Here is a 21,330-nt window from a genome sequence, read left to right as displayed (position 1 = left end):
ACCGGGGATCGGGCATAACGACAACGTATTTTCATCAGGTTGGAAGTAGAAGCGCGCGAGACGAATGGCCGAAGATTGAGCCCTTTCGGGCACGCCTGGACGAAATGAGGCAGCACCGAAGCAGCGATCTCCGGTGCTAGAATCCTGGGCAGGTCAAATTCATGCGCCGTTATTTATCAGCGCGCGTGGCGGTGTTGCTCGCGGCGATATTCCTGATTTCCCTGCTGCACTACGAAACGCCAACCACTCACATCTGGGCGCATCCCATCCTGCAGCGCCTTTACTACATACCATTGCTGCTCATGGCGATCTGGTATGGCTGGCGCGGCGGAGTGTTGGCCTCGGCTGTCGCCGGCGTTCTGTACATTCCGCACATCAGGATGTCGTGGGGGGCGAATCCAGAATACAGCGCAACCCAACAAGTCGAGGTCGGGATGTTTTTCGTCATCACCGTCTTGACAGGCATTCTGGCGGACCACGAACGTGCGCAGCGCCACAAGGCGGAACAAGTAGCGCATGAGCTGGCTGGAGCCAACGCTGAATTGCAGGCATCCTTCGACCAACTCCGGCGCGCCGACCGGCTGTCAGCCATGGGTGAGTTGTCGGCCGGCCTCGCACACGAGATTCGCAATCCGCTGGGTTCGGTTGAAGGCGCGGTGCAGATTCTTCGCCGCGATCAACTGCCGGCCGACACGAAGAAGGAGTTCGGAGAACTGGCACAACGCGAACTCGATCGTCTGAAAGGGATCGTTACCCGGTTTCTTGACTTCGCGCGGCCACAACCGCCTCGCCGGCTGACCAGCGACCCTATGCTGCTGCTCGATTCGGTTGCCAAGCTTGCGGCAGAGACCGCCAAAATGGCGGGCGTGACCATCCGCGTCGAGGACTCCGGCCATCTTCCTGCAATCACCCTAGACCCGGAACAGATCAAGCAGGTGCTTCTGAATCTGGTCATCAATGCGGTGCAGGCCATGCCGAAGGGCGGTGAAGTTGTCCTCCGTGTTGTCTCGGAGGACTGCAGGATCCGGCTTGAAGTTCAAGATCATGGAGTCGGAATTGGCGAGGAAAACTTGGAGAGAATATTCGACCCATTCTTCACCACCAGGCAGGAAGGAACGGGACTGGGCCTCTCGATTGCCGAAAGGATCGTAACCCAGCACGGTGGCCACATCGAGCCGCGCCGTAATCCGGCAAATGGTATGACTTTTAGTGTGATTTTACCCACAACAAAGTCGGCACTCCTGGAAACAGTGGAGACAGAAAAGTGAGCGCCAGGGCCGTGATCCTCGTTGTGGACGATGACGCCGGCCAGCGGCGCTTGGTTGAGTTTTGGTTGCAGGAAGAAGGGTATGCCACCGTCACAGCGAACGACGGTGTTGCCGGTTTCCAGGCCTTTGAACAGCACGCCCCGTCGCTGGTCATTGCAGACATTCGCATGCCCGGCATGAGCGGTCTTGACCTGCTCAACCGGATTAAGGCGGTGAGCGCCGAGGCGCCTGTAATCCTGATCACTGCATTCGGAACAGTCACGGACGCCGTGGAGGCGATGAAGCTCGGAGCGGCCGACTACGTACTCAAGCCGCTGAATGCGGACGAACTCAAAGTAACGGTCCGGCGGACTCTCGAACGGCAGCAGTTGGTGGATGAAAACCGCTATCTGCGCGACTTGGCCGGCAGCTCCTTTCGTTTTGACAACATGGTTGCGCAGTCACGCAAGATGCGCAATGTGCTTGAGATTGCCGGCCAGGTCGCCCGCCGCGACTCTACCGTATTGCTCTCCGGCGAATCCGGAACCGGCAAGGAACTGCTCGCCAAGGCTCTCCACCAGAACAGTCTTCGTGCCGGTAAGCCATTCATCACTGTGAACTGCGGAGCGCTCCCCGAGACGCTGGCTGAATCCGAACTGTTCGGCCACCGCAAGGGCTCCTTCACCGGCGCCACCGCCGATAAAGCCGGCAAATTTGAGACGGCGAACGAGGGCACAGTCTTTCTCGATGAAGTTGGCGATTTGCCGCTCACCTTACAGGTCAAGTTGTTGCGAGTCATCCAGGAACGCGAAATCGACAAGATCGGGAATCCGCGCCCCATCAAGGTCAACGTCCGCATTGTTGCCGCGAGCAACCGCAACCTGAAGAACCTCGTGGAGGACGGCCAGTTTCGAGACGACCTGTACTATCGGCTCAGTGTCGTCACGATTGATATACCGCCACTCCGTGAAAGGCGGGAGGACATTCCTCTACTCGTGCAACACTTCCTTCAGAAGTTCCGGTCGCGTTATGACTTGCCGGCCGTCACTGCTTCCGATGAAGCCATGGAGAAGTTCTCGCAATATGGCTGGCCGGGTAACGTTCGTGAGTTGGAGAACGTGATCGAGCGCTTGGTGGTGCTCGGCAAGACCGACGTAATCCGAGAAGAAGACTTGCCGCCCGAGATGCGGCGGAGCGAATCGCGTATTGCAAGCATCGGCCTCAAGTTGCCCGACGATGGTATCGACCTTGAAGGTGTTGAGAGAGAACTCCTTCTGCGCGCCTTGGAGAAATACGCTTGGAACCGAACGCAGGCCGCCAAGTATCTGAACATCAGCCGCAAGACTTTGATCTACCGCATGGAGAAGTTCGGGTTGCAGCCAGCCAGTGAGCAACAGGACGGTCCGAAATTATCCTGACGCGCTAAGCAGAACCCCGAAGCAGTACAAACCGTTGAGGTGATCCAAGGAGTGGTTCTGGTGCAGGCTCCAAATCACAAATCACTAGATCACAAATTGACCCGCTTCATGGCGTGCGCGGGATAGCGCTCGCCGGATGCGGCGCCACGCGGCAGCAACTGGTTGATCCGCGCCAAGTCCTGGGGCGTAAGCGGGATGTTCACCGCCTGCGCGTTCTCTTCCAGGTACTTGATCCGCTTGGTGCCGGGAATGGGGACGGTGAACTCGCCCTGCGCCAGCAGCCACGCCAGCGCGAGCTGCGCCGGAGTGCAGCCCTTCTGCTTGGCGATCTCCTCCACGCGCTGCGCCAGTTCCAGGTTGCGGCGCAGGTTTTCATGCTGCAGCCGCGGCATGTTCTTGCGATAGTCATCGGGCACGTCCTGCGGACGCTTGATCTGCCCGGTTAGAAAACCTCGCCCCAGCGGACTGTAGGCCACGAACGTAATCCCGGTATCGCGGCACAGCGGCAGGATTTCCGCTTCCGGATCGCGCGTCCACAGCGAGTACTCGGTTTGCAGCGCGGCGATGGGATGCACCTTCTGCGCGCGCTGGATGGTCGCGGCCGCCGCTTCCGATAATCCGATGTGCCGCACCTTGCCCTGCTTGACCAGGTCGGCCATGGCGCCGACGGTGTCCTCGATCGGCACCTCGGGATCGACGCGGTGCTGGTAATAGAGGTCGATCTTTTCCATGCCGAGCCGCTTCAGGCTGGCGTCGCACGCCTGGCGGATGTAATCCGGCCTGCCGTTGACGCCGATCCAGTCGCCGTTGGCGGCGCGCACGTTGCCGAACTTGGTGGCCAAAAACACTTCGCCGCGGCGGCGTTTGATCGCCCGCCCGACCAGCTCTTCGTTGTGACCCATGCCGTACACGTCGGCAGTGTCGAGAAAGGTGATGCCGAGATCCAGCGAGCGGTGAATGGTGGCGATGCTCTCGTCGTCGTTGCGCGCGCCGTAGAACTCCGACATGCCCATGCACCCCAGGCCGATGGCGGAAATCATTTCCGTGGTGCGGTCCAGGCGGCGTTGTTTCATCGCGGGTTGGTTAGGAGAGCGATTTTCTTTTGTCATAAATTGTCTTTTGTCATAAGTAGTGGCTAGAACCTATCTCATAAATACGGAATCCGGTTTAACACTTTGATGCAACAGCGACTTGGAGCAAACCCAATGCATGCACCTCAGCGATGCGCAGTGGGAAGTGATCAAGCCGCTGCTGCGCGAAAAGCGACGAGCCGACGGACGCGGTCGGCCCTGGCGCGAGGCCCGCGCGGTGCTCGACGGCGTGCTCTGGATTCTGCGCACGGGCGCACGCTGGCGAGACCTGCCGCGCGAGTATCCGCCCTACCAGACGTGCCATCGCCGATTCCAGCAATGGGTGCGGGAAGGCCGTCTGGAGCGCATTTTGCGCGCCTTGGCCGAAGATCTGCTGCTCCGCGGAGCCCTCGATCTGGAGGAAGCCTTCATCGATGCTTCCTTCAGCAGTGCCAAAAAAGGGGCGATTGTGTTGGTCCAACGCGCCGCGGAAAAGGGACCAAGATCATGGCAATTGCGGACCGCCATGGTCTTCCTCTCGCCCTCTGGATTAGCAGTGCTTCGCCACATGAAAGCCGACTGGTCGAGCAAACCATCCGCGCCCGGTTCTGCCGGGCCACACCGCCGCGACTGATCGGGGACAAGGCTTACGACAGCGATCCGCTGGATCAGCGTCTGCGCCAGCAGTACGGCGTCGAACTGATTGCGCCCCACAACTTGCGGCGCAGCCGGCCCGCAACCCAGGATGGCCGTGTGCTGCGCCGTTACCGGCGCCGCTGGCACATCGAGCGGCTGTTCGCTTGGTTGCACAACTACCGCCGCGTGGTCACCCGTTGGGAATACCATGCGGCCAACTTCCTTGGCATGGTCCAACTCGCGTGCGTCTTGGTCCTGCTCAGGCATTTATGAGATGGCTTCTAGTGGTCAGTTGGCAAAACTTGCACCTGATCAAGAGATGGGATCGCGTGCGGTGAGGATGCACGGAATCGCGAGTGGCGCAAATTGCAAATCGAATCGGCAGAAACTGCACCCCAGTTGCAAAACGTAGGTCCCGACGCCTCGCCGGGGCCACACCTGGCCTGCCTGAAATCGTGGCTTTCGGCTATGCCGAGCGGGAGACTATTTGCTGTTTCTTCTTCCTCGGACACCCGCGTATGTGAACAGCCCGAGGAACACAGAAGTTGTCGCAACTCGAAAAATAACGTCCCCCACTTCCGGCGGCCACCACCACAGCTTCCCAGGCGGGAAGAAGAGCTGATACAAGCATTCCGAAGCCACAACGCCACCGCAGAGAAGGATCGTTGACACGACGAGTTTTCGGGCGGACCACTCCCAGGCGTACCATCCGTTCACGATTCCCAAGACGATTCCTGGAAGAAAATTGTCGAGAAGCGTCGTAATGCTGTCCCGCTTGCTTTCTGAAAGATAGAACGAACTAAGGGCGGGTACGGCATGGCTCGCCAGAAGCAAATGCAAGAGTACTTCAACGCCCAGCACCCCCGCAAAGTACCCGAAAATGACCGCCTCGCTTTTCCGTCGCATGAGGACCTAATCCTTACTCGAAGGGCGTGTGCGGCGAGGATGTACGGAATCGCGAGTAGGAATCCCCGGAAAAGACTAACCGCTGATTTACGCTGATTTACACGGATCTGAACTGAGCAATTTCAGATCCGCGGCGATCCGCGTGCATCCGTGAAATCCGCGGTTGCCTTTTTTCAATCTGCCGCTGCGGCCGTGCGCCCGTGTCCCGATTGCGCCGTCAGCGGCTGATACGTCTCCGGTCGGCGGTCGCGGAAGAATTGCCAGGTGCGGCGCACTTCTTCGATCATGTCGAGATCGAGGTCGGCCACCACCAGTTCATCCTTGTCGCGGCCCGCCTGGGCCACGATCTTGCCGCGCGGATTGCAGAAGTAGCTCTTGCCGTAGAACTCGCCGATGGCCCACGGCTTCTCCACGCCGACACGGTTAATCGCGCCCACAAAATATCCGTTGGCCACCGCGTGCGCCGGCTGCTCCAGTTCCCACAAATATTCGGAAAGGCCGGCGACGGTGGCCGACGGGTTGAAGACGATCTCCGCCCCGTTCAGCCCCAGGATGCGCGCGCCTTCGGGGAAGTGCCGGTCATAGCAGATGTACACGCCGACCTTGGCGTACTTGGTTTGAAACACCGGATAACCGAGGTCGCCGGGCGTGAAATAAAACTTCTCCCAGAAACCGGGGTGGCAGTGCGGGATGTGGTTCTTGCGATATTTGCCGAGAAACTTGCCGTCGGCGTCGATCACGGCGGCGGTGTTGTAGTAGAGCCCGGTCATCTCCTCTTCATAGACGGGGACGACGAGCACCATGCGATGCTGCGCCGCAACTTTCTGCATGAGCCTGGTGGTTGGCCCGTCGGGCACGCGCTCGGTCAGTTCGTACCAGCGCTCCTTCTGCTCGGCGCAGAAATATGGGCCGTAGAACAGTTCCTGGAGGCAGAGCACCTGAACTTTCTGCCTGGCCGCGTGCGCGATCATCTTCAGGTGTTTGTCCACCATCGCCTTTTTGATCTTCGCCAGCGGCTGATCCGGCCCGAGCACGTTCGTCGCCTGTATCAGTCCACACCGCACGTTGCGAGGCATAAGCCCTCCGCGAAAGCGTTGTCGGTTTTCGGTTATCGGTAGTCGGTCCTGCCGCGTTTAACCGAGAACCGAAAACCGAGAACCGAAAACCTCTAGAAACTAGAAACCAGAAACTGGAAACTCGTTCAGTCCGGCCAGCGCGACGTCACGACCTTGGTTTCCGTGTAGAACCGCACGCCGTCCTTGCCCAGGGCATGCAGGTCGCCGAAGAACGAGTTCTTCCAGCCGGAGAACGGGAACATCGCCACCGGCGCGGGTACGCCGAGATTCACGCCCACCATGCCGGTCTGCGTGTTGGCCGAGAAGTGCCGCGCCGCTGCGCCCGACTTCGTATAGATGGAGGACGCGTTGCCGTGCTCGGAGTGGTTCACGATCTCCAGGGCGTGGTCCAGGTCGCGGGCGCGGATCACCGACAGCACCGGGCCGAAAATTTCCTCGCGCGCAATCCGCATCTCGGGTTTCACGTTGTCGAAGACGGTGGTGCCGAGGTAATAGCCTTCCGCGTCGCTGGAGTCCTTGCGGCCGTCGCGCGCCAGCTTCGCGCCTTGCTTCACGCCCTCGTCGATGTAGCCGACGATCCGTTGGCGCGCCTCCGGCGTAATCACCGGGCCCATGCCGCAGCCGGGCCGGTCGCCGGGGCCGATTTTCGTGGCGTCGCCGGCCTTGACCAGTTCGCTGACCAGGCGGTCGCCAACCTCTCCTACTGCGACCACAACGCTGGTGGCGACGCAGCGCTCGCCCGCGCATCCGAACGACGAGGCCATGATGGACTCCACCGTGGATTTCATGTCGCAATCCGGCATCACCACGGAATGGTTCTTCGCTCCCGCCAGGCACTGCACGCGTTTTCCGTTGGCCGATGCCGTCTGGTAGATGTACTTCGCCACCGGGCTGGAGCCCACGAACGAGACCGCCTTCACCCGCGGATCGGCCAACAGCGCGTCCACTGCGTCTTTGGCGCCGTGCACCACGTTCAAGACGCCGGCGGGCAGTCCGGCTTCGCACAGCAGTTCCGCCGCGCGCACCGCCGAACGCGGCACGCGGTCTGACGGCTTCAGCACGAAGGTGTTGCCGCACGCAATCGCCAGCGGGAACATCCACAGCGGCACCATCAGCGGGAAATTAAACGGCGTGATGCCGACGCACACGCCCAGCGGCGCCCGGTGCAACGCGCTGTCGATGCCCGCCGCAACGCGCTCCACGGTCTCGCCCATGGTCAGCGACGGCACTCCGGCGGCAAATTCCACGCACTCGATGCCGCGCTGGTACGAGCCCTTCGACTCTTCCAGCGTCTTGCCGTTTTCTTCCGTGCACAGGCGGATCAATTCGTCGGCGTGCTGTTCCAGCAGTTGACGGTACTTGAACATCACGCGCGCGCGTTGCAGCACCGGCGTCTGGCTCCAGGCGGGAAACGCCTGCTGCGCCGCTTCCACCGCCGCGGAAATCTCGTCGTTGGTGCAGTAAGGAACCAGCGCCACCGCCTCGCCGGTCGCAGGATTGGTCTGCACGGCCGTCTTGCCGCTGGACATCCGCGGCTTGCCGCCGATGATGATGGAAACCTTCTTCAGATCGGCTGAAACTGCGCTGGTCGCCATGGTTGCCTCCCCTCGCGAACTGGCCCGAATTCTATACCAGCCAACAGGGTTTTTGTGGTGGGGCAATTTCAGGATACGGACGGCGGCCCCGATGCGGCGCACTGTTGATCAGTTGGCTGCCGCGCCATACCGGCGATCAAAGCCGCAGTACAATCACGCAGAATGAGCACGCCACTCGAAAAGCTTCGGGTCGAGGACGACGGGCTCATTTGCCAGGAGGTCGGGCGGTGGGCTGAGACCAAGTACCGACTCGTCGCCATGTACGACGAGTTGTTCGCGACAGGTATGAAAGACAAGTGGGGAAAGCGAGTCTACATCGACCTATACGCGGGCGCAGGTTACAGTCGCATTCAAGGCACGTCGACCGTACTAAAAGGCTCGCCGATATTAGCGCTCACGGTGCAGCACCCGTTCGACAAGTATATTTTTTGCGAGCAGGCCCCCGAATTGTTCGAAGCGCTAAAGACACGTGCTAATCGAATTGCGCCAAGTGCTGACATCAACTTTGTCAACGGCGACTGCGACGTGGAGATTGAACGCATCTTGGCCCTCGTTCCGCGACCGTCTGCAAGCAACACCGTGCTTTCGCTTTGTTTCGTAGATCCATTTGACTTCGGGATCAAGTTCGAGACCTTGCGGACACTCTCTTCGTTCTACGTAGACTTTCTCGTCCTACTTGCTGTAGGCATGGACGCGAACCGCAACTACGACCATTATGTCGACGGAAACTCCACGAAGATTGATGATGCCCTGGGGAATACGCAGTGGCGCAAACGATGGAAGGAGAGCGGGGCACGGCGGAAAGACTTCAGAGCATTTCTTGCGGCTGAGTTCGCGAGCAGCATGGAATCCCTGCACTACCTGCACCAGGAGCTGGACCAAATGAAACTCGTTCGATCGGTCGAAAAGAACCTGCTGCTCTATTACCTCGCGCTTTTTTCGCGGAACGACATAGCGTACAGGTTCTGGAAAGATGTGCTGAAGTACGGAACAGACCAGCCAAGCTTGCCTTGGGAATAGCTATGGCGTTGCTTACAAAAATCGAATGGACCGACGCAACGTGGAATCCGGTCCGGGGCTGCTCGAAAATCAGCCCGGGCTGCAAACACTGCTATGCCGAGAGATTTGCGGAGCGCTTTCGGGGTGTGAGAGGACATCCATTCGAACAAGGCTTCGATCTTCGTTTGGTGCCGGAGAAATTAGCAGATCCGCTCCGGTGGGCTACTCCGAAGGCGATATTTGTCAATTCCATGAGCGACCTGTTTCACGAGCGCGTACCGGAGCAATATCTGCTGAGCGTGGTTTCAGTAATGCGCGTAGCGCGGTGGCATACTTATCAGGTGCTCACAAAACGATCGGGGCGCATGTGCCTTTTGCTCTCCGGCGCATTACGAGAAGCGGCCGCAGAGACGCACATCTGGTGGGGTGTCTCCGTTGAAGATCGCGAGCACGGCTTTCCGCGAATCGCCGACCTGCAAGCCGTGCCGGCGGCTGTTCGCTTTCTCTCGATCGAACCACTTCTTGAGGACCTTGGAACTGTGCCACTCGAAGGCATTTCCTGGGTAATTGTCGGCGGTGAGAGCGGACCTGGTGCACGACCCATGCAACCGGAGTGGGTATATTCGATTCGCGAGCAGTGCGAACGAGCACATATCCCGTTCTTCTTTAAGCAATGGGGCGGTGTTCGAAAAGAGACGAGCGGCCGACTACTTCAGGGGAGGACGTACGATGACCTACCTCCTAGGGTTCAGCATCCTGCCTTACCCGCTAAACTGAGAGTTCAACACGCTTCGAACATCGAGCGAGCGGCACGGGGCCGTTTGACTGACAAACCCTTTGTGTGATGGCGGAGAAAAGGTCGCGATACCGGATGTCTTCTTTTGCAAAACTAACGAAAATACGCTTGTTGGTCATAAGCAAATCCCCTTGGTTACTTGACGCAACGTATCATGGCAAGTGTACTGCAAATTCACCTTGCATTCGCTTTTTGTTTGCTGCATTATGCGGTTTAAGTCGTCGAAAGAAAAGAATGGAGGAGCACTCTTGGAGAAAAAACAAGGGCCGCAGCCCCACGATAGGCAAGATCGTAACATGTCGGACAAAAACGCAAATTTCAAGCCTTCCGTGCCTACGGACTACGTGCCACCGCCACCGGCAAAGGTGCCGCCGCCACCGAAGGATCGGAAGTAGGGACGTATGCCGCAGGGTTTGCAGGCATTTGCTGTCCTGCTGATACTGTTACCCGGCTTTCTGACGGCGCGCATTGTCCAAGGTCTGTGTACTCGGCCGAAGCAAACGGATTTCGACAAACTAGTCGAAGCCCTGACCTTCAGTTTCTTCATCTTCGTCCTCTATGCGCTGACCTTCGGGACAGAAATGCCGCTGGCGTGGTCCGGCAGGACAGATGCCGCGACGATGCGCTATTCAGTAACGATCCAGCGCGCCAGATTAGCCGTCCTCATTGGATACGCGGTCGCGTTCGGGCTTTTTACGGCATGGGCCGTCAACCGCGATGTTGCGACCGAATGGCTGCGGAGGGTTGGCCTCACACAACGAACGAGCCGGAAGTCGGTGTGGAGTGATGTCTTCCACACTCTCGGTCGCACAGTTCAAGTCGAACTGGTTGATGGAAGGATGATCCGAGGATGGCTCCGTTGCTACTCGGACGAGGCGGAGGACTCGACCATTTTTCTGGAATCTGCGTCATGGATCGATGAGGACGGAACTGAATACCCGGTACACGGCCCTGGCGTCCTCATCACGAAGGAGGCGGGCATTCGCGCAGTTATGTTTCTCGCGGACGCAGACAAGTTGCCGAAATCGGACTCATAGGCAATCAGGCGGGGCGGGTGGCCGACGCCTTTCTTTTCCCAACAAAACAGGAATCGCGGGTGGCCCACCCTTCGGGGCTTTCGAAGGGTGGGAATCACCGAATGCCTACACCGAAAACCAGCCGCGCAGCGGCGGCAGATAGTAGCCCCGGGCGTAAGCCCGGGGTAGGGAGCAGAAACGAATCAACTCCACTCTGCCGAAGGCTCGCGCAGCCGCTTGCGGCGGAGCGCCTTAAAGAAACCGCCTCAACCCAGGGCCGCGTCACCCTACCGAATAATTCCAGAATATGTTAAATTTCAACTATATTGGCTAATATAGACAATTAAGCTATAATTGGCCCAGGAGAGGGTTTGCCACATGCCGCAGAAGCACCTTCAGAAGAAGAGAAGAGAGCACCATCCACTCGGGGGGAATGCCGGATTCAACGCCTCGCCCGACACGGCGTCCCGCGTTCCTGCCACGGTCGCGAAGAACAACTTCGGCAGCATTCTGGATGATGTTATGCGGGGACGTGACGTCGTCATCACCAAGCACAACTCGCCCAAGGCTGTCGTCATGTCTGTCGAGCGGTTCAGCGCTTTGGCCAGGGCTTCGTCTCCCGATCTCACTGCTCTGGCAGCCGATTTCGATGCTCGCCTTGCTCGCATGCAGACTCCCAAGGTTAGCCGAGCGATCCAAGCGGCCTTTGATGCGTCTCCGGGCGAACTCGGTCGCGCGGCCTTGAAGCAATTCCGCTCCCGGTGAATGTCACGCCGGCACCGCGAACGCCCTGCATTTACGTGCTCGCCGGCCCCAATGGTGGCGGAAAGAGCAGCATCATGGGCGCCATGATGCTGCAGTCGGGCGCCGATTACTTCAATCCCGATCTCGAAGCCAACCGGCTCCAGAAACAACATCCTCATCTGTCCCGGCAGGAAGCCAACAGCATCGCTTGGAACATGGGCCGGGACCTGTTGGAACGGGTCATCCAGGAGCGGAAGACATTCGCTTTCGAGACTACTCTCGGCGGCAGCACCATCGCTTCCTTGCTGGCGCGAGCGCTGGAGCAAGGGCTCGAAGTTCGAATGTGGTTTGTGTGCCTCGCGACTCCGGAACTTCACATCGAGAGAGTTCGTGCCCGAGTCGTGCGCGGCGGGCATGACATACCGGAACAGAAGATCCGAGAGCGATATCGGCGAAGCAGAGAGAATCTCCTCCGACTACTGCCAAAATTGACCGAGCTTCGGCTCTACGACAATAGTTTCGAGGCTGATTTCGCCAAGCAGATCGCTCCGCAGCCAAGGGCAGTCCTTCATTTCCGTGCCGGAAAAATCGTCAGTTCGTGTGCTCCCGATACACCGGATTGGGCAAAACCGATCGTCGAAGTCGCCATCCGGCTGAACCAGCAATGACCATCGGGCGGCGAACGCGCAAGTGCTTGTCACATTCATCCGTGACCCGGCTCACATACGCTCACCCACGCCGCGCTTACTATGCATTTGTGCCCTAGGGCACGAGGCGTTGTTGTGTGTCCAGCGCCTTTCCGGCTCTTTGACAATCGTGGCCCGTCGCCAGCTGTTTGCAACTGTGCCAACAAGTTGCTGCGGTCCAACACCGCCAAAAGTTGCCTTCGCGGTAACTGCCTCTTCCTCTCGGTAACCGAGGGACAAACCTCGGTATACCGAGCGTAAGTTGTTGATCTCTAGTGGAGGGAGGGGGAGGGGGTTAGCAACACTCGGCGACCAATGTTATTAGCGACCAAGGTAATAAGCTTGGAACTCGAAGCGGAGCCAAGAGGCAGCCACTGATGGACACGGTTTCATGCTTATCCGTGCACATCCGTGGCCAGGTTTTTCCTCTGTGTCCTCTGTGGCTAGCCGCTAATTCTTGCCAGGTGCACGGCAAACCAGCGGCGCGGATCCAGCCAGGTGCAGGCGCGCGTGAAACCGCCGTTTTGCAGGATGGAGTCCACCATGGTGGCGGTGAACTTGTAGCTGTTTTCCGTGTGAATGGTTTCGCCGCGCGCAAAATGCACGCGCATGCGCAGCGCCGGTATTTCCACCTCCTGCGCGCGCAGGCTTTCCAGGTACATCTCCATGCGCGACGCCATCGGGTTCCAGCGGGCAACGTGCGCGAATGACTCCGGATCGAAGTCTGCTCCCAGCTCGCGGTTGATCCGCGCCAGCAGGTTGCGGTTGAAGGCAGCGGTCACGCCCGCGGCGTCGTCGTAGGCGGGAAGCAGCACCGATGCGGGCTTCACCAGGTCGGTGCCGAGCAGCAGCGTGTCGCCGGCGGACAGGCGCGCGCGCAGGCGGGCCATCAGCCGCGAGGCGTGCAGCGGTTCGAAGTTGCCGATACTCGATCCCAAATAGAGGATGAGGCGCGGTGCGGGAACGTCGGCGATGAAGTCCATGCTGCTGGTGTAATCCGCGATCAGCGGCTCTACTGTGACCTCGCACAGCGCATGCAGGTTTTGTTCCGCCTCCGCCAGCGCCGCTTCCGACACGTCAACCGGACAGAAGCGCACCGCTCCGCGCTGCGCCTCGAGGGCCGCAAGGATCAGGCGAGTCTTGGTTGCCGTGCCTGCGCCCAGCTCGATGACGCTGGGCGGCAGACCCGCCGCCATCACCATGGATCGCGCCTGCGCCCGCAGAATGCAGGTTTCGGTCCTGGTCAGGTAATACTCGGGAAGGCGCGTAATTTCTTCGAATAGCTGCGAACCCGCCGCATCGTAGAACAGCTTGGGCGGCAGCGTCTTCGGCGTCGCACGCAGGCCGGCCAGCACGTCGGCCGCGATCGCAGACAATCGTTGTGGATCAGTCGCTATCGCTCGCAAGCCGCACTCCTGAAAATTGCCACCGCGCCTGCGGCGGGAAGAAGTTTCGATAGGTCGCGCGGATGTGGCCCGACGGCGTCGCGCACGACCCGCCCCTCAGCACAAACTGGTTGCACATGAACTTGCCGTTGTACTCGCCGAGGGCGCCGGGCGCCGGACGAAATCCGGGATAGGCCACGTAGGGGCTGGCCGTCCATTCCCAGACGTCGCCAAACATCTGCTGAAGTGCGTGGCTCGAGTCTGCGACTCGAGTTCGCCGCGGATGAAACACCTCATCCTCCAGCATGGTTCCGCGGCTCGGGTTCCTATCGGCCGCGATTTCCCATTCTGCTTCCAGGGGCAGACGCGCTCCCGCCCAGCGCGCGTAGGCGTCGGCTTCGTAGTAGCTGACGTGACAAACGGGCTCGCTTTCCTCGACGCGCCGCGTGCCGCTCATGGTGCACTGCCACCACTCTTTGTCTCGGCGCTCCCAGTACAGCGGCGCCTCCCAGTTCTGTGCGCAGATTGCGTCCCAGCCGTCCGAGAGCCACAACGCGGGATTTCGATATCCGCCGTCGGCCATGAATTCCAGCCACTCGCCGCTGGTGACCGCGCGCGACGCGATGCGGAACGGCCGCAACAGTACCTCGTGCCGCGGCCCTTCGTTGTCGAACGCAAATCCCTGGCCGGCATGCCCGATCTGGTGAATCCCGCCCTTGAACTCTTGCCAAATGTACGACCTCGTGTCCCACGGGTCTGGGACCTGTGTTGCCGGGGAACTCAGTTGTGCCGGCCGCGCGCGATACGCCGGGCGCATCGGGCTCGACCACAGCGCGTGCTTGATGTCGGTGAGGATCAATTCCTGGTGCTGCTGCTCGTGATTCAATCCCAACTCGACCAGCGCGAGCACGGGATCGCCGGCGCGCTCGATCAGCGCCAGCATCGCCTCGTCCACGCCCCGGCGATAGGCGTGCACCTCGTCCAATGACGGACGCGACATCAGCCCGCGCGCGCCGCGATACGGATGTCCGCCCACCTGCTTGTAATAGGAGTTGAAGAGCTGGCGGAAGCGGCCGTCAAACGGGCGGTAGTTCCGTGCGTGCGGTGTCAGGAGAAAAGTTTCGAAGAACCACGTGGTGTGCGCGAGGTGCCACTTGGCCGGGCTGGCCTCGGGCATGGACTGCAGCATCTGGTCTTCAGCCGACAGCGGCGCGGCCAGCCGCACCGTGGTCGCACGCACCTCGGAGTACTGGCGCGCCAGCGCTCGCGTGCTCTCCCCGGCTTCGATTCCGCGTGTCGCCATAGCTTCCCCACACTCAGGGCACGGATAACTAAGATGCGCGGAACCGCCGAAAGCGGCATATTTTCACCAGCTACCAGCCACTAACCACCCGCCACCGGTTTTCCCCAACCTCCCCCACCCGGTGTTTCAATCCTCACCACATCGCCGGCACGCGCCTCGCGGTTGCATTTGCCCGGCAGTTCTTCCGTCTGGCCGTGGTTGCGGATCAGCGAGGCCTTGCCGGTCGCGCCCGCTTCGCCGCCCGCCAGGCCATAGGGCGCAAATTTCCTGCGGTCGGCCAGGATGGTGACCTGCGAATCGGTGAGCAACTCGATCTCGCGCACCAGGCCATCTCCACCGCGGTACCGGCCCCCGCCGCCGGAGCCGCGCCGGTATCCATATTTCCGCACGCGGAATGGATACGCATACTCCAGCGCCTCCACCGGCGTGTTCAGCGAGTTGGTCATGTGGGTGTGCACGCCTCCCACGCCGTCCATCCCGGGCCGCGCCCCCATCCCGCCGGCGGTGGTTTCGTAATACGCGAACGGCTGTCCGCTGCGCGGATCAATACCGCCGACAGTCACGTTGGTCATCGTCCCCGCGCTCGCTGCCGGCACGCGCTCCGGCGCCGCCTGCGCCAGTGCGCGCAGCAGCACGTCCACCGTGCGTTGCGAGGTCTCGACGTTGCCGCCGGCCACCGCCGCCGGAGGCCGCGCATTCACACTCGTGCCCGGCGGCGCGATCAGCTCGATCGGCCGCATGATCCCCGCGGTCGCGGGCACGTCGTCGCCGAGCAGGCAGCGAAAGACGTAGTACGTGGCCGAATAAGTAATCGCCTCGACCGCGTTGATGCTCCCGGCGACTTGCGGGTCGGTGCCGGTGAAGTCCACCTGCGCATGCTTACGTCGCGGATCGATGCGTAGCGTGACGCGAATCCGGATTGGGCGTTCGCTCACCCCGTCATCGTCCATGAAATCTTCCGCGGCAAACTCGCCCGCGGGCAGCTTTGCGAGTTCCGCGCGCACCAGCCGCTCGGAATAATCCAGCAACTCGCGCATGTTGCTGTGCACGCGCGCCAGCCCGTACTTCGACGTCATCTCCTCCAGCCGCTGCGCGCCCACGCGGCAGGCGCCGATTTGCGACGTCAGGTCGCCCTCGCGCTCCGCCGGCGTGCGCACGTTGCACAGCAGCAGCGCCATGACATTGCGGTCAATCTCGCCCCGGTGCGCGATTTTCACCGGCGGAATCCGGATGCCCTCCTGGTAAATCTCGCGGCACAGTCCCATCGAGCCCGGGTACGTCCCCCCGACATCGGCATGGTGTGCCCGGCTCGCCACGTAGAACGCAGGAGATTTCGATTTCCGCACATACACCGGCAGCACCATGGTGATGTCCGGCAAGTGCGTTCCCCCCGCGTACGGATCGTTGAGGATCGCAATGTCCCCCGGATCGAACTCCAGCGCCTGCACCGCGGCCTTGACCGACATCGGCATGGATCCCAGATGCACCGGCATGTGGTCGCCCATCGCGATCACCTGTCCCGCGCCGTCGAACACGGCGCAGGAGTAATCGCGGCGTTCCTTGATGTTGGGCGAAAACGCGGTCCGCCGCAGCGTCGCGCCCATTTCTTCCGCGATGGAATGAAACGCGCTGCGGAAAATCGCCAGCTCGATGGGATCAACTTTTTTCGCCCGCGCCATCACCGCACCTCGATCACAATGTTCTCGCGCTCGTCCACCCGCGCCCGGCATCGCGGCGGCAGCACCGTGGTGGCGCTGTACTCCGCCACGATCGCCGGGCCCGCAAAGGTGTCGCCGGGCCGCAAACTCGCGCGCTCGTACACCGGCGCCTTCGACGTGCGTCCGTCGAACACCACTCGCCCCTGCTTCACTACCGCCTGTTCGCCGTTGCCGGGCGCGACCTTCTTCCTGGGAAACGGCACCGGTTCGCTGGACGCGACCATGCGCACACGCACGTTGACCACTTCCACGCGCCGCTGCTCGTCCGCGTATCCGTAGCGCCGCCGGTGCGCCTGGTGAAAGCGCTTCACGAAATCGCGCCCGAAGGGCACGCTCAATTCGAATCCCTGCCCCGCATAGCGCACATCCGCATAACGCATGGCCAGAGCCTTCAGTCCCTCGGCGCGCATCTCTTTTTCGCCGCGCTGTTGCAATTCGCGGAAATATCGCTCCAGCCGCGCTGCTTCCGGCGCCAGCATGACGGTGCGCGAATAGTCTTTCACCGCGTCCGACATCAAGATTCCCAGCGCTGAGAGCGCTCCCGGCATCTGCGGCACCAGCACACGCGGAATCCTCAGCGCCCGCGCCAGCGCGCAGGCGTGCAGCGGCCCTGCCCCGCCGAAGCTCACCAGCGTGAACTCCCGCGGATCGTGCCCGCGCTCCACTGAAATGACCCGGATCGCATTTTCCATGGCGGCTTCTGAAAGCCGCACAATCCCCGCCGCGAATTCCTCCACCGACGCGAGCGGCCCCTTGGCCTGCTCCAGGTACTGGCGCGCGCGAGCTTCGTCGAGCGACATCTCTCCGCCGAGAAAAAACTCCGGGTCCAACCTCCCCAGCACCAGGTTCGCGTCGGTCACCGTTGGCTCGGTGCCGCGCCCGTAGCAGACCGGTCCGGGATCGGCGCCGGCCGATTGCGGCCCCACTCGCAGCGCGCCGCCGGCGTCAAACCGCGCCAGCGATCCTCCACCTGCGCCGACGGTGTGGATGTCCAGCGTCGGCACACTGATCGGCAGCCCCGAGATGAACGACTCGTTGGTGGTGCGCAGGCCTTCGGTCCGGGGTCCCCGGCGCGCGCTGGGGTGGTCGCCGCCATCCACCAGCGCCACATCGGTCGAGGTTCCGCCCATGTCGAAGCTGATGATCTTTTCGAATCCGGCCATGCGCGCCACCGCGTACGCGCCCACCACGCCGCCTGCCGGTCCCGACAGCACGGTGCGCACCGGTTCTTTCGCGGCCAACTGTGCGGAGACGATCCCGCCGGAGGACTGCATCACCTGCAACCGCCCGCCCGCGAACTCGTCGTCGAGTGCCCGCTGCAGCCCGCTGATGTAGCGCCCCATTTTCGGCGCCAGGTAGGCATTCACCACCACCGTGGACGCGCGTTCGTACTCGCGAAATTCGGGCAGGATCTCGTGCGAGAGTGATATCGGCAAGCCCAGCTTTTGCAGCGCGGCGGCCAGCGTCTGCTCATTTTTCGGATTGGCAAAGGAGAACAGCAACGAAATCGCGACCGCCTCCGGCCGCGCCGCCGCCACCGCAGCGCACAGAGTTTGCAGATCCTCCGCGCTCGGCGCCTTCAGAATCTCGCCGGTTGCCGACGTTCGCTCCTGGGCGCCGAACCGCAACTCCGGCGGCGCCAGCGGCGGATCGGGAACTACAAACCAGTCGTACAGCCGCGGCCGGGCCTGCCGCCCGATGGCGATCGTGTCCTCGAACCCTGCGGTGGTGACGAACGCCACCCGCGCTCCCTTGCGCTCCAGCAGGGTGTTCGTTCCTACTGTGGTCCCGTGACGGACCTCCAAAACTTCACGCTTGTCGTTCCGAGCGGAGCGAGGAATCTGCTTTCTCGAAGTTTGGCCACCAGCCTTAACAATCTTGCGCAGCGCGCCAATGATGGCGTCCGCCGGGTTTGCCGGTGTCGAAAAGACTTTCAGGACGTGAACCTTCCCGTCGCGCAGGTACACGCAATCGGTGAACGTCCCGCCGGTATCAACTGCAATCCTCATGCACTGGCCACTGTCTTACAGAACCGCTGTTTCCTCCAGGAGTCTTCCCGTCGCGAACCGGTTCACGCTCAGCAACTCCGGATTCACCACGCTGGTGCTCCCGGTCAAAATCAGGTCGCTCAGGATTTTCCCCGTCGACGGCGCGTGCATCACCCCGTGCCCGCTGAATCCATTGGCGAGGAAGAACCCGCGCACCTCGTCCACGGCGCCCAGGATACAGTGGTGGTCCGGGGTCACTTCGTACAGTCCGGCCCAGGCGCGCTTGGGATTGACCGCCACATTCTCGAATACGGGCACGCGGTCCGCCGCCCGCGTCAACACCTTCTCAATAAACGACGGCTCGAATTCCGTCTTGAACCCCGGGGTCTCTTCCGGATCGTTCCACGCCAGCAGAAATCCCAGCGACTCGGGCCGGAAATGAAAGCCATTGGTCATGTCAATGATCATCGGGGCGGTGTGCGGGAATTGATCGAACGGCTCGGTCGGGACCAGCATCCGCCGCAGCGGCACGACCGGCAGTTCGACTCCCACCTGGCTCGCGATCTCGGCCGCCCAAGCACCCGCGGCATTCACCACCGTGTTGGTCTGAACCGTACCGCGCGTGGTTTCCACCGCCGTGACGCGCCTCCGCTCGACTTTGATTTCCGTCACGGCCGTATTTTTCCAAAGGCGCGCGCCGTGGTCCGCGGCCCAACTCATGAAACCATTCATCGCGCTGTAGGGATCGACAAATCCGTCGGTCGAGCAATAACTCCCGCCCACAATATCGTCGCCGCGCAACTGCGGGTACAGCGTCCTGATCTCGTCGGCCGAGACCAGCCGCGCCGTCTTCAATCCCAGCGCCACTTGCCGCTCCAGGTTGGCGCGCAAGTAATTCATATGCGATTCTCGCGTGGCCATGAACAGGTAACCTTGCGCGCGGTAGCCGCAGGGATATCCCAGCGTCTCTTCGAATGCGGCGTAAAAGGGAATCGAGTACAGCGACATCTGGATGTTGACCGGCGTGGCGAACTGCGCCCGCACGCCGCCCATGCTTTTGCCGGTCGAGCCTTTACCCAGCGACGTCCCGCGCTCGATCACCAGCACATTGCGGCATCCCGCCGCCGTCAGGTGGTAGGCAATGCTCGACCCGACGATTCCGCCTCCGACGATGACTACGTCTGCCGTCTCCATGCTTCGCCTGTCCGGTTCGCGAATTAAAGGCAGTGATTCGGACCGTTATCCTAGCGCATCCGCTCAAGGCCTCGCGTGCTCCCGTTTTGTGCCATATGCCCGGGTCATTTGGTGCCCGCAAAAATAATGTTAAATGTGTGATTCAAATCACTTCCCAATATCGGAAAATTGTCTATCCTGTCCGGGTTGGTGGCGCACTTTGACGCACCCAATCGTCGCCAGACAACCTACAGATACTCAGGCCGGTTCTATGAACAGCGCAGCACGGGCCCGCACAACCGCAGTATGACGGAGGAAACTTGTGACCCCAAACAGGTTCTTCCCCGCGCAGGGCCGCATAGCTCTGGTTCGGCGTCTTCCAGTCGTTGCGATCTGTACTCTAGCGGCCGTTTTTCTGGCGACTCCCGCTGCTCGCTCCGAACCGCCACAAAATACGGGGGCTAATTTATCTGCTGTCCAACCAAGGCCGCGACCACAATACCTTCGTCCAAGCCTGACGACAGCAGCGGCGGCCTGGACACCTGCAGCACCCGTTACAACCGGACTTACCAGCGAATTTCACCTAAAGGGGGCAGGCGAAGCCGGCCATGAGATTTCGAACAGCAGCCCTACTTGCTTTTGTTGCGGCTCTGGCGTTGAGCGCCAATGCCGCGCAGGACAAAGCTAAAGCCGCAATGCCATCCGCGCAGGGAGCCGATTCGGGCCAATATGTTGGCGCGACCACCTGCCAGGGGTGCCACGACGAACTGTACAAGGGATTCGAGTCGTCGCCGCACTGGATTACCACACAGGAAACCAAGATGACCCACGGCGCGCACGGTTGCGAAGCGTGCCATGGTCCGGGGGCGGCGCACGTGGAAGGCGGCGGTGATAAGACCAAGATCTTCACCTTCGTCGGGGCCAAGAGCAACGACATCACCAAGCGCTGCCTGACCTGCCACGAAGCCAAGCCTGAACAGCGCGAATTCATGCGTTCACCGCACAACGAGAACGGCGTCAGTTGCACGAGCTGCCACTCCATCCACCACACCAAGACGGAATATCTACTGGCGAGCAAGCAGCCCGCGCTGTGTTACTCGTGCCACACGGAACAGAGGGCCGATTTCCAGAAGACGTTCCGCCATCGCGTGGACGAGGGCTTGATCAAGTGCACCGATTGCCACAATGTGCACGGCGCGCTGCGCGATCGCCAAGTGCGGTCAGCGCCCAATCAGGACCTGGTCTGCTACAAGTGCCACGCCGACAAACGTGGACCGTTCGTCTTTGAGCACGAACCCGTCCGGGTTGAGGGCTGCATGGCCTGCCACACCCCGCACTCCTCGGTCTATCCGCGCATGTTGCTCACCGCGCGCGTCGACACACTTTGCCTCCAGTGCCATGTCCAAATCCCGCAAGGCCCGCACACCAATCCGAGAGTGCAGACTTGCATCATGTGCCACGCGAGCATTCACGGCTCCAACGTCAGCACGACTCTTCGCAGGTGAAGGAAGGAGAACAACCATGGCAAAACGAAATCAGAATTCGCCACGGCCTCTCCTTCTGGGGGAAGAGCC

Annotated in this window: 17 protein-coding genes and 1 pseudogene; 9 read left to right on the top strand and 9 right to left on the bottom strand. The window is 61.1% G+C overall.

Annotated elements, in window-relative coordinates:
- Nucleotides 1–161: 161 nt before the first annotated feature.
- A complete protein-coding gene (locus tag LAN70_03890; GenBank protein MBZ5510289.1) occupies nt 162–1,268 on the top strand; it encodes a sensor histidine kinase in 1,107 nt (368 codons plus the stop codon).
- Complete coding sequence (locus tag LAN70_03885) at nt 1,265–2,665, top strand: sigma-54 dependent transcriptional regulator (protein MBZ5510288.1); 1,401 nt, start codon at nt 1,265–1,267, stop codon at nt 2,663–2,665. Before LAN70_03890 ends, LAN70_03885 begins: the two co-directional genes overlap by 4 nt.
- An 89-nt stretch (nt 2,666–2,754) precedes the next feature.
- Here LAN70_03885 and LAN70_03880 read toward each other — a convergent pair whose 3' ends face one another.
- A complete protein-coding gene (locus LAN70_03880) occupies nt 2,755–3,738 on the bottom strand; it encodes an aldo/keto reductase (protein MBZ5510287.1) in 984 nt (327 codons plus the stop codon).
- 136 nt (nt 3,739–3,874) lie between these two features.
- Between LAN70_03880 and LAN70_03875 the strand changes: the two are divergent.
- Nucleotides 3,875–4,644: pseudogene (locus tag LAN70_03875) on the top strand (IS5 family transposase).
- A gap of 210 nt (nt 4,645–4,854) precedes the next feature.
- Here LAN70_03875 and LAN70_03870 read toward each other — a convergent pair.
- The 3 genes from LAN70_03870 to LAN70_03860 all read right to left on the bottom strand — a co-directional run bounded on the left by LAN70_03870 (nt 4,855) and on the right by LAN70_03860 (nt 7,948).
- On the bottom strand, nt 4,855–5,277 hold the full coding sequence (locus LAN70_03870) for a hypothetical protein (protein MBZ5510286.1): 423 nt from the start codon (nt 5,275–5,277) through the stop codon (nt 4,855–4,857).
- Nucleotides 5,278–5,450: 173 nt separating this feature from the next.
- Entirely contained in the window at nt 5,451–6,353 is a 903-nt protein-coding gene (locus LAN70_03865) for an acyltransferase (GenBank protein MBZ5510285.1), read from the bottom strand.
- Between the two features lie 125 nt (nt 6,354–6,478).
- The gene (locus LAN70_03860) at nt 6,479–7,948 is read right to left on the bottom strand and encodes a CoA-acylating methylmalonate-semialdehyde dehydrogenase (GenBank protein MBZ5510284.1); all 1,470 of its coding nucleotides are present in this window, start codon (nt 7,946–7,948) and stop codon (nt 6,479–6,481) included.
- Between the two features lie 162 nt (nt 7,949–8,110).
- On the opposite strand from LAN70_03860, the gene tcmP reads away from it, so the two are divergent.
- The 5 genes from tcmP to LAN70_03835 all read left to right on the top strand — a co-directional run bounded on the left by tcmP (nt 8,111) and on the right by LAN70_03835 (nt 12,171).
- Nucleotides 8,111–8,968, top strand: a complete 858-nt coding sequence (gene tcmP / locus LAN70_03855; GenBank protein ID MBZ5510283.1) for a three-Cys-motif partner protein TcmP — start codon at nt 8,111–8,113, stop codon at nt 8,966–8,968.
- A 2-nt stretch (nt 8,969–8,970) separates the two neighbouring features.
- Complete coding sequence (locus LAN70_03850) at nt 8,971–9,792, top strand: phage Gp37/Gp68 family protein (GenBank protein ID MBZ5510282.1); 822 nt, start codon at nt 8,971–8,973, stop codon at nt 9,790–9,792.
- A gap of 352 nt (nt 9,793–10,144) precedes the next feature.
- A complete protein-coding gene (locus tag LAN70_03845; protein ID MBZ5510281.1) occupies nt 10,145–10,780 on the top strand; it encodes a DUF6338 family protein in 636 nt (211 codons plus the stop codon).
- A gap of 357 nt (nt 10,781–11,137) precedes the next feature.
- Nucleotides 11,138–11,524 (top strand): type II toxin-antitoxin system Phd/YefM family antitoxin, encoded by a 387-nt coding sequence (locus LAN70_03840; GenBank protein MBZ5510280.1) that lies wholly within the window; start codon nt 11,138–11,140, stop codon nt 11,522–11,524.
- Nucleotides 11,521–12,171, top strand: a complete 651-nt coding sequence (locus LAN70_03835) for a zeta toxin family protein (GenBank protein MBZ5510279.1) — start codon at nt 11,521–11,523, stop codon at nt 12,169–12,171. Before LAN70_03840 ends, LAN70_03835 begins: the two co-directional genes overlap by 4 nt.
- A 461-nt stretch (nt 12,172–12,632) precedes the next feature.
- Here LAN70_03835 and egtD read toward each other — a convergent pair whose 3' ends face one another.
- From egtD to LAN70_03810, 5 genes are all read right to left on the bottom strand, one after another.
- Entirely contained in the window at nt 12,633–13,586 is a 954-nt protein-coding gene (gene egtD / locus LAN70_03830) for an L-histidine N(alpha)-methyltransferase (protein MBZ5510278.1), read from the bottom strand.
- The gene (gene egtB / locus LAN70_03825) at nt 13,576–14,877 is read right to left on the bottom strand and encodes an ergothioneine biosynthesis protein EgtB (GenBank protein ID MBZ5510277.1); all 1,302 of its coding nucleotides are present in this window, start codon (nt 14,875–14,877) and stop codon (nt 13,576–13,578) included. Before egtB ends, egtD begins: the two co-directional genes overlap by 11 nt.
- 80 nt (nt 14,878–14,957) lie before the next feature.
- Entirely contained in the window at nt 14,958–16,556 is a 1,599-nt protein-coding gene (locus tag LAN70_03820; protein MBZ5510276.1) for a hydantoinase B/oxoprolinase family protein, read from the bottom strand.
- Nucleotides 16,556–18,604, bottom strand: a complete 2,049-nt coding sequence (locus LAN70_03815) for a hydantoinase/oxoprolinase family protein (GenBank protein MBZ5510275.1) — start codon at nt 18,602–18,604, stop codon at nt 16,556–16,558. Before LAN70_03815 ends, LAN70_03820 begins: the two co-directional genes overlap by 1 nt.
- Nucleotides 18,605–18,619: 15 nt before the next feature.
- Nucleotides 18,620–19,777, bottom strand: a complete 1,158-nt coding sequence (locus tag LAN70_03810; protein ID MBZ5510274.1) for an FAD-binding oxidoreductase — start codon at nt 19,775–19,777, stop codon at nt 18,620–18,622.
- Between the two features lie 674 nt (nt 19,778–20,451).
- On the opposite strand from LAN70_03810, the gene LAN70_03805 reads away from it, so the two are divergent.
- Nucleotides 20,452–21,261, top strand: a complete 810-nt coding sequence (locus LAN70_03805) for a DmsE family decaheme c-type cytochrome (protein MBZ5510273.1) — start codon at nt 20,452–20,454, stop codon at nt 21,259–21,261.
- Nucleotides 21,262–21,330 lie beyond the last annotated feature (69 nt).

The organism is Terriglobia bacterium, from assembly GCA_020072845.1.
Lineage (GTDB): Bacteria > Acidobacteriota > Terriglobia > Terriglobales > Acidobacteriaceae > JAIQGF01.
This window is presented reverse-complemented; position numbering and strand designations above follow the sequence as displayed.

Excerpts from the sequence above, each read along its gene's own strand:
- LAN70_03890 (MBZ5510289.1), top strand. The coding sequence starts at position 162 with ATGCGCCGTTATTTATCAGCGCGCGTGGCGGTGTTGCTCGCGGCGATA.
- LAN70_03880 (MBZ5510287.1), bottom strand. The coding sequence starts at position 3,738 with ATGAAACAACGCCGCCTGGACCGCACCACGGAAATGATTTCCGCCATC.
- LAN70_03870 (MBZ5510286.1), bottom strand. The coding sequence starts at position 5,277 with ATGCGACGGAAAAGCGAGGCGGTCATTTTCGGGTACTTTGCGGGGGTG.
- LAN70_03865 (MBZ5510285.1), bottom strand. The coding sequence starts at position 6,353 with ATGCCTCGCAACGTGCGGTGTGGACTGATACAGGCGACGAACGTGCTC.
- LAN70_03860 (MBZ5510284.1), bottom strand. The coding sequence starts at position 7,948 with ATGGCGACCAGCGCAGTTTCAGCCGATCTGAAGAAGGTTTCCATCATC.
- tcmP (MBZ5510283.1), top strand. The coding sequence starts at position 8,111 with ATGAGCACGCCACTCGAAAAGCTTCGGGTCGAGGACGACGGGCTCATT.
- LAN70_03850 (MBZ5510282.1), top strand. The coding sequence starts at position 8,971 with ATGGCGTTGCTTACAAAAATCGAATGGACCGACGCAACGTGGAATCCG.
- LAN70_03845 (MBZ5510281.1), top strand. The coding sequence starts at position 10,145 with ATGCCGCAGGGTTTGCAGGCATTTGCTGTCCTGCTGATACTGTTACCC.
- LAN70_03840 (MBZ5510280.1), top strand. The coding sequence starts at position 11,138 with ATGCCGCAGAAGCACCTTCAGAAGAAGAGAAGAGAGCACCATCCACTC.
- egtB (MBZ5510277.1), bottom strand. The coding sequence starts at position 14,877 with ATGGCGACACGCGGAATCGAAGCCGGGGAGAGCACGCGAGCGCTGGCG.
- LAN70_03820 (MBZ5510276.1), bottom strand. The coding sequence starts at position 16,556 with ATGGCGCGGGCGAAAAAAGTTGATCCCATCGAGCTGGCGATTTTCCGC.
- LAN70_03815 (MBZ5510275.1), bottom strand. The coding sequence starts at position 18,604 with ATGAGGATTGCAGTTGATACCGGCGGGACGTTCACCGATTGCGTGTAC.
- LAN70_03810 (MBZ5510274.1), bottom strand. The coding sequence starts at position 19,777 with ATGGAGACGGCAGACGTAGTCATCGTCGGAGGCGGAATCGTCGGGTCG.
- LAN70_03805 (MBZ5510273.1), top strand. The coding sequence starts at position 20,452 with ATGCCATCCGCGCAGGGAGCCGATTCGGGCCAATATGTTGGCGCGACC.